Source organism: Mesorhizobium sp. M0898, from assembly GCF_040319695.1.
Taxonomy (GTDB): Bacteria; Pseudomonadota; Alphaproteobacteria; order Rhizobiales; family Rhizobiaceae; genus Mesorhizobium.
Genome location: NZ_JAMYOE010000024.1, coordinates 1 through 12,472 on the forward strand (window position 1 = coordinate 1; position 12,472 = coordinate 12,472).

The 12,472-nt window shown below is 62.9% G+C and carries 10 protein-coding genes and 1 pseudogene; 6 read left to right on the forward strand and 5 right to left on the reverse strand.

Going from position 1 to position 12,472, the window contains the following annotated elements; genetic code table 11:
* Nucleotides 1-78 precede the first annotated feature (78 nt).
* From NKH90_RS22065 to NKH90_RS22085, 5 genes and pseudogenes are all read right to left on the reverse strand, one after another.
* Nucleotides 79-669 (reverse strand): annotated as a pseudogene (locus NKH90_RS22065) (phosphotransferase); the annotation flags it as partial.
* Between the two features lie 91 nt (nucleotides 670-760).
* Nucleotides 761-1,210, reverse strand: coding sequence for a DNA polymerase III subunit chi (locus tag NKH90_RS22070; protein ID WP_023719810.1), 450 nt, complete (start codon nucleotides 1,208-1,210; stop codon nucleotides 761-763).
* Between the two features lie 38 nt (nucleotides 1,211-1,248).
* A complete protein-coding gene (locus NKH90_RS22075) occupies nucleotides 1,249-2,745 on the reverse strand; it encodes a leucyl aminopeptidase (protein WP_352621266.1) in 1,497 nt (498 codons plus the stop codon).
* 49 nt (nucleotides 2,746-2,794) lie between these two features.
* Nucleotides 2,795-3,178 carry a VOC family protein gene (locus NKH90_RS22080; RefSeq protein ID WP_352820870.1) on the reverse strand — a complete coding sequence of 128 codons (384 nt, stop codon included), beginning with the start codon at nucleotides 3,176-3,178 and terminating at the stop codon, nucleotides 2,795-2,797.
* 72 nt (nucleotides 3,179-3,250) lie between these two features.
* Nucleotides 3,251-4,417: a flavin-containing monooxygenase gene (locus NKH90_RS22085; protein ID WP_352820957.1), complete on the reverse strand. Its 1,167-nt coding sequence runs from the start codon at nucleotides 4,415-4,417 to the stop codon at nucleotides 3,251-3,253.
* Between the two features lie 355 nt (nucleotides 4,418-4,772).
* Between NKH90_RS22085 and lptF the strand changes: the two genes are divergently transcribed.
* From lptF to rsmA, 6 genes are all read left to right on the forward strand, one after another.
* The gene (gene lptF / locus NKH90_RS22090) at nucleotides 4,773-5,975 is read left to right on the forward strand and encodes an LPS export ABC transporter permease LptF (RefSeq protein ID WP_352471099.1); all 1,203 of its coding nucleotides are present in this window, start codon (nucleotides 4,773-4,775) and stop codon (nucleotides 5,973-5,975) included.
* Nucleotides 5,972-7,057 (forward strand): LPS export ABC transporter permease LptG, encoded by a 1,086-nt coding sequence (gene lptG / locus NKH90_RS22095; RefSeq protein ID WP_023677695.1) that lies wholly within the window; start codon nucleotides 5,972-5,974, stop codon nucleotides 7,055-7,057. The genes lptF and lptG overlap by 4 nt, the downstream gene beginning before the upstream one ends.
* The gene (locus NKH90_RS22100; RefSeq protein ID WP_352820873.1) at nucleotides 7,057-9,474 is read left to right on the forward strand and encodes an LPS-assembly protein LptD; all 2,418 of its coding nucleotides are present in this window, start codon (nucleotides 7,057-7,059) and stop codon (nucleotides 9,472-9,474) included. Before lptG ends, NKH90_RS22100 begins: the two co-directional genes overlap by 1 nt.
* 117 nt (nucleotides 9,475-9,591) lie before the next feature.
* The gene (locus NKH90_RS22105; protein WP_352820876.1) at nucleotides 9,592-10,518 is read left to right on the forward strand and encodes a peptidylprolyl isomerase; all 927 of its coding nucleotides are present in this window, start codon (nucleotides 9,592-9,594) and stop codon (nucleotides 10,516-10,518) included.
* Nucleotides 10,519-10,530: 12 nt separating this feature from the next.
* On the forward strand, nucleotides 10,531-11,550 hold the full coding sequence (pdxA, locus tag NKH90_RS22110; RefSeq protein ID WP_352820878.1) for a 4-hydroxythreonine-4-phosphate dehydrogenase PdxA: 1,020 nt from the start codon (nucleotides 10,531-10,533) through the stop codon (nucleotides 11,548-11,550).
* A gap of 67 nt (nucleotides 11,551-11,617) precedes the next feature.
* On the forward strand, nucleotides 11,618-12,451 hold the full coding sequence (gene rsmA / locus NKH90_RS22115; protein ID WP_352820881.1) for a 16S rRNA (adenine(1518)-N(6)/adenine(1519)-N(6))-dimethyltransferase RsmA: 834 nt from the start codon (nucleotides 11,618-11,620) through the stop codon (nucleotides 12,449-12,451).
* Nucleotides 12,452-12,472 lie beyond the last annotated feature (21 nt).

Below are 12,472 nucleotides of genomic sequence, written 5' to 3' on the forward strand. Positions count from 1 at the left end.
AACATTACTCTCGGCCGCCCGTCTTCTCTTTTGCAGAGTTGTCGGTGGCTAGCCGCCCGGCTCTAGGGCCTTCGCCCCCCACCGGGGGGCCTTTCCACAGGCGGTGAAGGGCGCCGTCGCCCACACGGCCTCGGCGGCGGCCTTGTCGATGCGGCCGCCGAGCGCCGAGAGCGCGGCTCGGGTCTCGGCGTCGTAGACCGAAAGCCGGCCACCGCGGTGGAAATTATGCTGCCCTGCCGGTGGCCCGTCGGCAGCGTCGATCCGGTAGAGCGCAACCAGAAAGCCGGCCAGCGAACGGGCGAACTCAGTAAGATCGGCAATCAGTCCACCAGCCGCCGGTCTGCCGCCAAGCCAGCGATAGACGGACCAAGGCCATGGATAGCCTTCCCCGGGCGCGCCTTTGGCCAGCGGCACGGGTATCGGCAGAGGCAGGTGAGGCGCCAAGCGGGGCAGCCAGCGATGCTCCTTCTCGACCTGGGCGACATAGGCGGCAGCGCTCGGCAGCCGCACCGACATGCTGTCGCCCAGCCGGAACGTGCGGTTGTCCCAGCCGCCAGGCTCGACCGTCTCTACCGGCAGGTCCGCCCATTTGGGGAACTGCGCGGCAATCAGCCGGCGAACAAGTGCGGCATCTATCGGCATGCCTGGCGTTCGTTCATCGGGCGGCATCGGGCTTGCTCCGGTCTTCTGAATAGCCGGCGGTCCATCTTTTTGTCGTCGCACTATTGCGGCGCCAGTGATTCCCTTGCCGGCAAATTCTCTAAGCCTTGCGTTCCCAGCGCCGGTCAGGCGTTTGCTGCCAGTAGGTCACGGTGTGGCCGGCCTCCTTCATTGTCTTCCAGTGCGTGCGTGCCGCCTCTAGCTGGGCTGCATCGTGACCGTCGAACAGGAACACGGCGCGCTGGTAGCCGCCAAGCTCCGGCGGCACCGCCCCATCGACCAGGAAGCGTATCTGCGCCTGGTTCGGATTGTCAGGGCCGACGGTCAGAAGCACCGGCTGCTCGGCGGGATGGGCTTCGCGATCCGTTGCGTGGGCCAGGAATGAATCGTCCCGGAAAGTCCACAGATGCTGGTCCAGCGCGTCGCGCCGTTCCTCGGTGCCGGTCTGCACCACGGCACGCCAGCCGCGATCGATACTGCGCTCCAGGAGGCCGGGCAACGCATCCTCCAGCGTCGATTCGGTCAGGTGATAAAACAGAATCTCGGCCATGCGTTCAGTCTACATTGTCGGAGTCCCGCCCCAGCCGCTCATTGCTCGTAATGATCGCGCACCAGCCGGTCGAGCAGCCTGACGCCGAAGCCGGAAGCCCATGACTGGTTGATCTCGTTGGAAGGCGCGCCCATCGCGGTGCCGGCGATGTCGAGATGCGCCCAGGGCGTGTCCTTGACGAAGCGCTGCAGGAACTGCGCGGCGATAATGGCGCCGCCATGGCGGCCGCCGATGTTCTTCATGTCAGCATTCTTGGAATCGATCAGCTTGTCGTATTCGGCACCGAGCGGCATGCGCCACACCCGCTCCTGCGTCGCCTGTCCGGCCGCCGTCAACCGGTCCGCCAACTCGTCATTGTTGGAGAACAGGCCGGCATAATGCTGGCCGAGCGCGACCATGATGGCGCCGGTCAGCGTCGCCAGATTGATCATGAATTTCGGCTGGAAGCGGTCGTTGCAGTACCAGAGCGCATCGGCCAGCACCAGGCGGCCCTCGGCGTCGGTATTGAGCACTTCGATAGTCTGACCCGACATCGAGGTGACAATGTCGCCCGGTCGCTGAGCGTGGCCGTCGACGGCGTTTTCAACCAGCCCGACAATGCCGACGACATTGACCTTCGCCTTGCGCGCGGCCAGCGCGTGCATCAGGCCGGTGACGGCAGCAGCGCCGCCCATGTCGCCCTTCATGTCCTCCATGCCCGACGCCGGCTTGATCGAATTGCCGCCGGTGTCGAAGGTGACGCCCTTGCCGACGAAGGCGACCGGGCTTTCCTTGGCCTTGCCGCCGTCCCACCGCATGACCGCGATGCGGGCGCCACGCGGCGAGCCCTGCGCTACGCCCAGCAGCGAACCCATGCCGAGCTTCTTCATCTCCTTCTCGGCCAGGATCTCGACCGTGACGCCGAGCGCCTCCAGTTCGGCGATGCGGGCGGCGAATTCAACCGGTCCCAAAACATTGGCCGGTTCATTGACCAAGTCGCGCGCCAGCAAGACGCCGTCGATCACCGCCGCTTCATCGGCGAAGGCCTTCTTTGCAGCTGCCGGATCGGCGGTGTGAATAGTCACCTTGACCGGCTTTTTTGGCTCGCGCTTGTCGTCACCATTGTTCTTTTTGGTCTTGTACTTGTCGAAGGAATAGCTGCGCAGCAGGATGCCCGCTGCAAGCTGAACGGCTTGCCTGCCGCTGACGGCCGCACCGGGAAGATCGAGCACGACGGCCACTTCGGTTGCCTTGCGAAAGGACGCGGCAATCGTGCCGCCAAGCTTCAGCCAGGCGTAATCATCGAGATTGGAGCCCTTGCCGGCACCGACCGCCACCAGCCGCTCGAGCGAAGTCCCTTCCGGTGCCAGTACTTCGACCAGGCTGGCGAATTTGCCGGTGAAGTCGGCGACCGGAAAAGCCCGCTCGAGGGTCTTTGCCGGATCGCAAGCCCTGGCGGCATCGCTGAGGCCGCCCTCGTCGGCCACCAGAACGAAAACGCTGCCTTTTTTGGGCGCGGCGAATTTGGCAAAGGCGATCGAGGGTCTCGAATTCATCATGTCCTGCTTTCGGGGAAGTGAGTTGGATTATCGCGAGAAACGTTCGTCAGTGAGCGGCGGGTTGAAACAGCTCGATGACATTGCCCGATGGGTCTTCGAGCAGCGTCTGCGAACCGCCGACGCCCGTTATGATATGGTTGCGAAAGACAAGTCCAGCACTCTTGAGGCGCGCAACCTCTTCTTTCAGGTCCGGCACCACCAACAGGATGCGATTCCAACCTCCCGGCACCGGCTGCCGGCCATCCGGCATCGCCCGTGCACCCGAACTGCCGGGTCCGCTTAGAAGGAGCCGTAAAGCGCCGCGTGTGACGGAAGCAAAAGCCGGTCGCGCGTCCTGTTCAACAGCGAAGCCCAGATGTCCACAGTAGAAGTCGATCGAGGCGGCGACATCATCGACCATGTAGCGAATGCTGACTGGCGTCATGATCATTGACCTTTCGGTTCGAGCACGCTCAACAAGGCGTGTCTATTGCGGGCGGAACAATCGGCATAGTCCGGCTCATCATCGCTGCTTGACAATCCGCGCCGCTATCGCCCTGGCCTGAATGCGGGCGTTGGCGAAACAACCGCGAATGCTCGGCCGCATGCCGGTAAACCACAGACCGGGCAATTTCGGATCGGCATCGCCGCCGTTGAAAAGCGGAGCGCCCTTGCCGTCGAGAACGCCGAGCTTGCCGAACATCTGGTCCAGACCGGTGCGATAGCCGGTCGCCGCAATGACGATATCGGGCGTGATCAACCTGCCGTCATTCAATACGATGCCGTCGTGGGTAAATTCCCGCAATGGTGGCACCACCACGATCGTGCCTGCCTTTATGGCGCGAACCGCGCCGTCATCGGCTGCGATCGCGGTGTAGTCGGCGCTCAGACGGCTCGCACCGCCTATGGGAGCCGGCGGAAGCCCAAATTTCGTCAGGTCGCCGAAAACCAGGCGCTGGGTTGTCGCCATCACCGCATCGGCCAGCCGCACCGGCAAGCTCGCAATCAACGGTGAAAGCCTGTGGACGGCGACCTTGCCGATGCGTTTCGGCAGCAGCGACGGGCCGTTGCGGGCCGACAGCCAGATGCTTTGGGCATCTGCATTCGAAAGATGGTTGAGTGCGTCGAACCCCGAATTGCCGGCTCCGACGACCAGCACCTTTTTGCCGACGTAGTCCTTCGCCTCGCCAAAATCGGCCGAATGGATAATCCGGCCTGCAAAATCCTTCATGCCTTTCCACGCGGGAATAAACGGCTGCCGGTCGCGCCCGGTGGCGACGACGACATGGCGCGCCAGACGACGTCCGGAGTTCGTCCGCACGGTCCAGTGATCGCCGTCGAACGTGATCTCTTCAACGGCAACGCCGAATGCGACGGGCAGACCATGCGCCTGGCTGAAATCGTTCAGATGGCGAATGACGGCCGATTTATGCGGAAAAGCCGGGGTGCCTGCGGGATAGCCGACGCCGGGCAGCGTCGAGAGATCGCGATGCGTATTGAGGTGCAGCCGCTGGTGCCGCCGATGCCAGGGTTCGGCAAGCCGGCTCTCCTTTTCCAGGACGAGCGTCGGTACGCCGGCCTTCATCAAGGCGTGGGCGGCGGCAAGGCCGGCCGCGCCGGCCCCGACCACGATCGCGCCGTCAAAGACCGCTTCCCGACCCGTTTGACCGCGCAATTTTTCCGCTTCCATGCTGGGGCTCAACAGATCCTGACCCGTCTTATCACGCCGCGGCGGTCGCGACCGGCGCGACATTTGGTCGTTTTGCCGCATTTGACAAGACTTTGGCCGAAATCGCTCCCCATATGCGATATCGAACCATCCACGATTCGTCGCGGCACGGCCCCGCTTCCCGCCGCAACCTGTTGTTAACCAACAATGTTCGCCCTTTCTTATCCATTGCCGCCGACACTCCGGCCCAGCGGAATTTGCGATACGGGACAGAACCCAGATCGAACCGCCAAACTGAGCCAGTTGTGCAGCCGGCGCCGGACGACTACCTTGTTCCAAGGCATGATGCCGTTCGAAACCGCCGAGAAAAGCCTTCATGAAGGTCGTTGAACGTTACATCATGCGCCGTGCTTTCGCGGTATTCGCGCTGGCGCTCGTCTGGACGCTGGCGATCGTCTGGACGACTCAGGTGCTCGCCCGCATCGACCTCGTCACCGATAGCGGTCAGTCGGCCCTCACCTTCTTCGAAGTCGCAGCGCTGATCATCCCGACGATCGTTCCGATCGTCGTGCCGTTCGCCCTGGTGGTCGCGGTCGCCCAGATCCTCAGCGTGATGAATTCGGATTCGGAGCTGGCCGTCATCAATGCCGCCGGCGCTTCACGCTGGACCATCGTCAGGCCGATCATGCTTCTGGCACTTGCAGCCAGCGTTTTTTCCTTCGCCGTCGACAATGGCGTCGACCCTTATGCACGCCAGAAGAACCGCGAGTTGATTGCGTCGTCGCGTGCCGATCTGTTGTCGTTGATCATCCAGGAAGGCACCTTCCGCAAGATCGATGACGGCCTGTTCCTGCAGGTTGGCGAACGGCTTCCCGACAACCGTCTCGGCGGCATCTTCGTCGCCGATTCGCGCGAAGAAGGCGTCAATCTCATCTACTACGCCAAGACCGGCAGCATCATCGAACGCGGCGACGAGAAGGTGCTGATGATGAATGACGGGGTCATCCATCGCAAAACCATGACCGGCGACCTCTCGGTGATCCGGTTCACCTCCTACGCCTTCGACTTGTCCGCTTTCATGTCGGCATCATCTGACATCCTGCTTTTGCCGAAGGACCGGACGACCCAGTATCTGCTCAATCCCAGTCCGAACGACAAGATGTACCAGCAAAAGCCGAACAGGTACCTGGCCGAGCTCAACCAGCGTTTTTCCGAGTGGTCCTATTCGCTCGTCTTCGCGCTGATCGCGCTCGCCGTTGCCGGAGATGCGCGCTCGCATCGCGAGGCGCGTGTGCACCCGCTGATCACGGCAATCGCGATCGCGCTGTTCGTGCGCTGGCTCGGGTTCTTTGCCGCCGGCAAGGCCGACAAGGTGCCGCAATATGCCTATATGGTCTACGGCGTCCCGATCGTGGCATCGGCGATCGCCATCTGGTTCATTGTTTCCAACCGGACCATGGAACTGCCGGTTGCCTGGGCCGATTGGATAACCAATCTTGCCGGCCGCTTCAGTGACGGCTGGAGCGCCATCAAGCTCCGTTTTGCCGGGCGTGGCGCATCCGGACAGGGAGCCGGCTGATGGGCTGGACTCTGGGTCGGTACTTCTTCTTTCGCTATGTGACAATCACCATCTGGTTCTTCATCGGCCTCTTGGCGCTGGTGTTCCTGATCGATTTCACCGAGCTTTCCGGCCGCACGACTGGCGTGCCGGGCTTCACCTACGCAACTGCGTTCGCCATTTCGGGGCTCAGGATGCCGATGATCATGCTGCAGACGGTGCCGTTCGTCGGCCTGTTCTCGGCGATGGCGACGTTGGTGTCGCTCAACCGCAAATACGAATTGGTCATTGCCCGTTCCGCCGGGGTTTCCGCATGGCAATTCCTGCTGCCGTGCTGCATCGGGGCGCTGCTGTTTGGAGCCTTGTCGGTCGGCGTCATCAATCCGGTAGCCGCGCACGCCTATTCCTGGTCCGAGGAGATCGAGACCCAGCTCCGTTCGGGCAAGTCGAACAGCGTCTCGGCCGATGCTGCGCCCTGGATCAGGCAGAAAACCAACGCCGGCGATACCATCATCGGCGCGCGCGCCATTCTTAATCAAGGCCTGGAGATGGCCGACGCGGTCTTCTTCAGCTTCAGCCCGCAAGGCGACATCATCGAGCGCAAGGATGCGGCGCGCGCCTTTTTGCGGGACGGCTACTGGGAATTGCAGGACGTCAAGGTGTTCCGGGACGGTACCATCCAGTCGTTACCCAGCGATCGGCTGCCGACCAATCTCAAGCCGGAATTCGTGCAAGAGCGGTTGGCGCGCCCTGAGACCATTCCCTTCTACGATCTGCCCGGCAAGATCGAAGTGGCCCGCTCCTTCGGCCTCAAGGCAAATGCCTTCGCCATGCAGTTCAATTCCCTGATTGCGCTGCCGTTCCTGCTTGTCGCGATGACGCTGATTGCGGCAACGGTATCAATGCGATTTGCGAGGATGGGGCAGTCGGCAACGATGATTCTGGGTGGCATCGTGGCCGGGTTTCTGCTTTATGTCGTTTCGGTGCTGGTCAAGGCATTCGGCGTAGCGGGATTCGTACCCACGGCCGTAGCGGCTTGGGTCCCGGTTGTCGTGGCTATGTTCTTCGGGGTGACATTCCTGCTATACAAGGAAGACGGCTAGTGAGGGAGGCGGTTTTGCGCAGCCATAGGCACGCCGGTTTGGCACGCCTCTCTGCGGCGAGCGCCTTGGCATGCCTGCTTGCCAGCGCCGCCCCGGTTGCTCCGGCTTTCGCCCAGGACGTCAGTGAGCTGGCAACGAAGGTTCCGAGCGGCACGCAGATGCTGTTGGCAGCCGATACGCTGGTCTACGACAACGACAAGCAGACAGTGACGGCCGTCGGTGGCGTCCAGATCGACTACGGCGGCAACCGTCTCGTCGCCCAGCGGGTCGAATACAACCGCAACACCAAACGCCTCGTCGCCAGCGGCAATGTCGAACTCGTCAATAGCGACGGCACCAAAATCTATTCGCAACATGCCGACATCACTGACGATTTCGCCGACGGCTTCGTCAACGCGCTGCGGGTCGAGACCATAGACAAGGCGTATTTCGCCGCCGAAAGCGCGGAGCGCATGGGCGGCGTGCTGACGACGTTCCACAATGGCGTCTACACCGCCTGCGAGCCGTGCGAGGACAAGCCCGACAAAGCGCCGACCTGGCGTATCAAGGCCAGGAAGATCATCTGGAACGGCGAGAAGAAGACGGTTCGCTTCGAGAACTCGAATTTCGAGTTCTTCGGCTTTCCGCTGGCCTATCTGCCGGCTTTCGAGATCGCCGACCCAACGGTCAAGCGCAAGAGCGGCTTCCTGATCCCCGGCGTCGCCTACAAGAGCGATCTCGGCGTCGGTGTTAAAGTCCCCTATTATTTCGCGCTCTCGCCGACCTACGATCTCACTGTCACTGGCAGCGGCTATACCAAGCAAGGTTTCCTCGGTGAGGCCGAGTGGAGGCAGCGCTTCAACAACGGTCAGTACAGCCTGAAGATTGCGGGCATCCGGCAGGAGAATCCCGACGCCTTCATCGACGACAATGGCCACAACGTGAATTCGGGTACCGAAGGCGACCCGAACAGGTTCCGCGGCATGATGGGCACCAAGGGCCAGTTCGCCATCAACCCGCGCTGGGACTTCGGCTGGGACATCCTGCTGCAGAGCGACAAGAATTTCGCGCGCACCTACGACATCGATGGCTTCAACGATAGCGTGCACCGCTCCGAGGTGTACCTGACGGGGCTCAACGATCGCAATTACTTCGACGTGCGCGCCATGCACTTCGAGGTTCAGGAAGACACGCTCGCCAGCGATCCGACTGCACGCGCCGCCAAGCAGCCCTGGGTGCTACCCTCGCTCGACTACGCCTATATCCCCGACATGCCGGTGGCCGGCGGGCAGCTGTCGTTCGACGTCAACGCGCGGGTCATTGACCGCGACAGGCTCGATACGGCTCTTGCAAATTCGGGCATCCCTTCGTCCGTCAACAACGTTCGCGGCATCGACGGTCAATCCGGGCGCCTTACCGCGGAAGCCGAATGGAAGCGCACCTTCACCACCGATGGCGGGCTGCTGCTGACACCGCTCCTGGCGCTGCGGGGCGACGCCGGCTACGTCAACGCCTCCTCGGCCTCGCTCGACGCCGTCAACCAGATGGCGACCAATCTCGGCGTCGAGGACGATATGCGTTCATCGCTTGCCCGCTACATGGCGACCGCCGGCCTTGAGATGCGCTGGCCGGTGCTGTTTTCGATGACCAGTTCCAGCCATGTCTTCGAACCGATGGCGCAGGTATTCATGCGTCCGAACGAGCAATATGTCGGCGGGCTGGCGGTCCCCAACGAGGACGCCCAGAGCTTCGTCTTCGACGCCACGACGCTGTTCGAGCGCGACAAATTCTCGGGCTATGACCGCATGGAAGGCGGCACACGCGCCAATGTCGGGCTGCGCTATTCCGGCGCATATGACAATGGCTGGGGCACCAATGCGGTGTTCGGCCAATCCTACCAGCTGGGCGGCCAGAACTCGTTCGGCACGCCGGACCTGGTCAATGTCGGCGCCTATTCAGGCCTTGAAACTGCAACCTCCGACTATGTCGGCCTTGTCGGCTTCAACAGCCCCAGCGGGTTTTCCGGCTCGGTCAGCGGCCGTTTCGACGAGCAAAGCTTCGAGATCCGCCGCGCTGAGGTAAAGGCCGCCTTTTCAGGCCTGCCGGTATCGCTGAGCGCCAAATACGCCTTCATCCAGGCGCAGCCACTCTATGGCTTCTCAACCGATCGCCATGAGGTTACGCTCGGCGCCTCGACACATCTTGCCGAGAATTGGCGCGTCTTTGGCACCGGCACATATGATCTGGAGCAGAGCGTTCTGGTCAAGGACGGGGTCGGCTTTGCCTATAGTGATTCGTGCTTTACCTATTTGATGACGTTTTCGGAAAGACGTGACCTGAACACCAAGGAAGTATCGCAGAACGTCGGCTTCAACCTGTCGTTCCGCACGCTCGGCGATTTCGGCTCGTCGCAACGCTCCATCGACACCATTCAATAACGGGCAGCGGTCGGCAACGGGGCGGCTGGCGGACGACATTGTTTCGCCGCATAGAGCAGGCACGAATTTTGACGGCCTGAACTGGGATAGGTTCGGCTGAATCGGGATGGAATTGGGATGCTTTCGATGAGGAAATACCTCTTTTCGGCAGGGTTCGCGCTGCTGGTGGCGTTCTCGACCACCGCGGTGACACGGCCAGTTTTCGCCACCGAGATCAAATACGTCGTCAACAATATACCGATCACCACCGGCGACATCCAGCATCGGGCCGCTTTCCTGCGCCTGCAGCACAGAAAGGGCGATGCCAGCCAGGAAATGATCGACCAGACGCTGCGCCTGGCCGAAGCCCGGCGGCTCGGCATCCGCATCAGCGACGAGCAGGTCGATGCCGCTTATCAGCGTTTCGCCACCAGCAACAAGATGCCGCTCAAGCAGCTTGACGGCGCGATGGCGCAATCCGGCGTCACCAAGGAGCATTTCAAGGACTTTATCCGGGCGCAGATGGCCTGGAACCAGGCGCTGACGGCGCGTCACCGTTCTAGCGACGGCGGCGGCGCCATGAGCGAGCAGGACCTCGTCAAGCGCATGCTCGAAAAAGGCGGCAGCAAACCGAGCGCCACAGAATACATGCTGCAGCAGGTCATCTTCGTGGTGCCGGCGGCCGAGCGCAGCGCGACGCTGGCCAAGCGCAAACGCGAAGCCGACGCTATGCGCGCCCGCTTCAACGGCTGCAACACCACGCGCGAATTCGCCAAGGGCCTGATCGATGTCACCGTTCGCGATCTCGGCCGGGTGCTGGCGCCGCAATTGCCGGCGGACTGGGCCGAGCAGATAAAGGCTACAAAGGTCGGCGGCGCCACCACGACGCGCGAAACCGACCGCGGTGTCGAATTCATCGGCATCTGCTCGTCGCGCGAAGTGTCAGACGACAAAGCCGCGCAGATGGTGTTCCAGAGTGAAGGTTCGAGCGACAAGAACGCCGACGAACTCTCGAAGAAATATGTCGAGGAGTTGCGGAAGAAAGCCCGCATAATCGAGCGCTGAAGTCGACGCGCCGTGGCTGACGCAGAGCTTCCGCTGGCGTTGAGCGTCGGCGATCCGTCCGGCGTGGGGCCGGACATCGCCATCGCTGCTTGGCAGGCCCGCGAAAGCGCTGGCGTTCCGTCATTTTATCTCCTTGCCGATCCGGCACTGATTGCCGCGCGGGCGCACAGGCTCGGCACCGATATCGCGATTGCCGAGACGACGCCGGCGTTAGCGCCGGGGGTGTTTTCGCGCGCGCTGCCGTTGGTGGCGCTTGCTGCCCGTTTCGTCGACAGTCCCGGCCGCCCGGATCCAGCCAACGCCGCCGGCATCATCGAGGCGATCGACCGCGCAGTTGCCGACTGCCTGGCCGGCCGCGCCGCCGCAGTCGTCACCTGCCCCATTGCCAAGAAGCCGCTCTACGACGCCGGCTTTCGCTTTCCCGGCCACACCGAATATCTGGCGCATCTGGCATCGCTTCACACCGGCATCGAAGTGACGCCTGTGATGCTGCTTGCCGGTCCGGACCTGCGCACCGTGCCGGTCACCATCCACATCGCGCTGGCCGAGGTGCCGAAAGCGCTGACCACGGACCTTATCGTCGCCACCGGCCGCATCACCGCCGCCGACCTTGCGAACCGCTTCGGAATTGCCAAGCCGCGGCTCGCCATTGCCGGCCTCAACCCGCATGCCGGCGAAGGCGGCACCATGGGCACCGAAGACGAGCGGATCGTGCGCCCGGCGGTCGACCGGCTGAGGCAGGAAGGGATCGACGCCTTCGGGCCGTTGCCGGCCGACACGCTGTTTCATGCTCGCGCCCGCGCCGGCTACGACGTGGCGCTCTGTATGTATCACGACCAGGCGCTGATCCCGGCCAAGGCGCTGGCGTTTGACGAGGCGGTCAACGTCACGCTCGGCCTGCCCTTCGTCCGCACCTCGCCCGACCACGGCACCGCCTTCGATATCGCCGGCAAGGGCATCGCCCGTGCCGGCAGCCTGATTGCAGCGCTGAAACTCGCTCGCGTTCTTGCCGATACCGGGAAAAGGCCGTAGGCCCTGAGCCCAATCAGCCATATTCGATGGCCTTAACCCGATGAGCCCGCCTGATGAGCCCAGCCCGATGAGCATAGACGGCCTGCCGCCACTGCGCGAGGTTATCGAGCGCCATGGGCTGCAGGCGAAAAAGGCGCTGGGCCAGAATTTTCTGCTCGACCTTAACCTGACAAGCAAGATTGCGCGAACCGCCGGCGACCTGAGCGACGTTACGGTTATCGAGGTCGGTCCCGGTCCGGGCGGGCTGACCCGGGCCCTGCTCCTCAACGGCGCCCGGCGGGTCGTCGCCATCGAGCGCGACGAGCGCTGCCTGGCGGCCTTGGCCGAGATCGCGAACCACTATCCGGGCCGGCTAGAGATCATAGCCGGCGATGCGCTGAAAACCGATTTTGCAGCGCTTGCTAAAGGGGAAAGCGGCGGGCCGGCGAAAATCGTCGCCAACCTGCCCTACAATATCGGCACCGAATTGCTGATCCGCTGGCTGACCGTCACCGAGTGGCCGCCCTTCTACACATCGATGACACTGATGTTCCAGCGCGAGGTCGCCGAACGCATTGCAGCCAGCCCCGGCAGCGATGCCTATGGTCGGCTCGGCGTGCTGGCAGGCTGGCGGACGGAGGCGAGGATTGCCTTCGACGTGCCGCCGCAGGCGTTCACGCCGCCACCCAAGGTGACGTCCTCGGTGGTGCATCTGGTGCCGCGCGCCAGCCCCTTGCCGGCAGAGGTGAAACGGCTCAGCCGCGTCACCGAAGCGGCGTTTGGCCAGCGCCGGAAAATGCTGCGGCAGAGCGTGAAAAGCCTCGGCGGCGAGGCGCTGCTTGCCCGTGCCGGCATCGATCCGACCAGGCGCGCCGAGACGCTGAGCGTCGAGGAGTTCGTTCGCCTGACCAACGCGGTGTGATGCCGGGACGCGTCTGCGTAG

Excerpts from the sequence above, each read along its gene's own strand:
- NKH90_RS22070 (WP_023719810.1), bottom strand. The coding sequence starts at position 1,210 with ATGGCCGAGATTCTGTTTTATCACCTGACCGAATCGACGCTGGAGGAT.
- NKH90_RS22075 (WP_352621266.1), bottom strand. The coding sequence starts at position 2,745 with ATGAATTCGAGACCCTCGATCGCCTTTGCCAAATTCGCCGCGCCCAAA.
- NKH90_RS22080 (WP_352820870.1), bottom strand. The coding sequence starts at position 3,178 with ATGATCATGACGCCAGTCAGCATTCGCTACATGGTCGATGATGTCGCC.
- NKH90_RS22085 (WP_352820957.1), bottom strand. The coding sequence starts at position 4,417 with ATGGAAGCGGAAAAATTGCGCGGTCAAACGGGTCGGGAAGCGGTCTTT.
- lptF (WP_352471099.1), top strand. The coding sequence starts at position 4,773 with ATGAAGGTCGTTGAACGTTACATCATGCGCCGTGCTTTCGCGGTATTC.
- NKH90_RS22105 (WP_352820876.1), top strand. The coding sequence starts at position 9,592 with ATGCTTTCGATGAGGAAATACCTCTTTTCGGCAGGGTTCGCGCTGCTG.
- rsmA (WP_352820881.1), top strand. The coding sequence starts at position 11,618 with ATGAGCATAGACGGCCTGCCGCCACTGCGCGAGGTTATCGAGCGCCAT.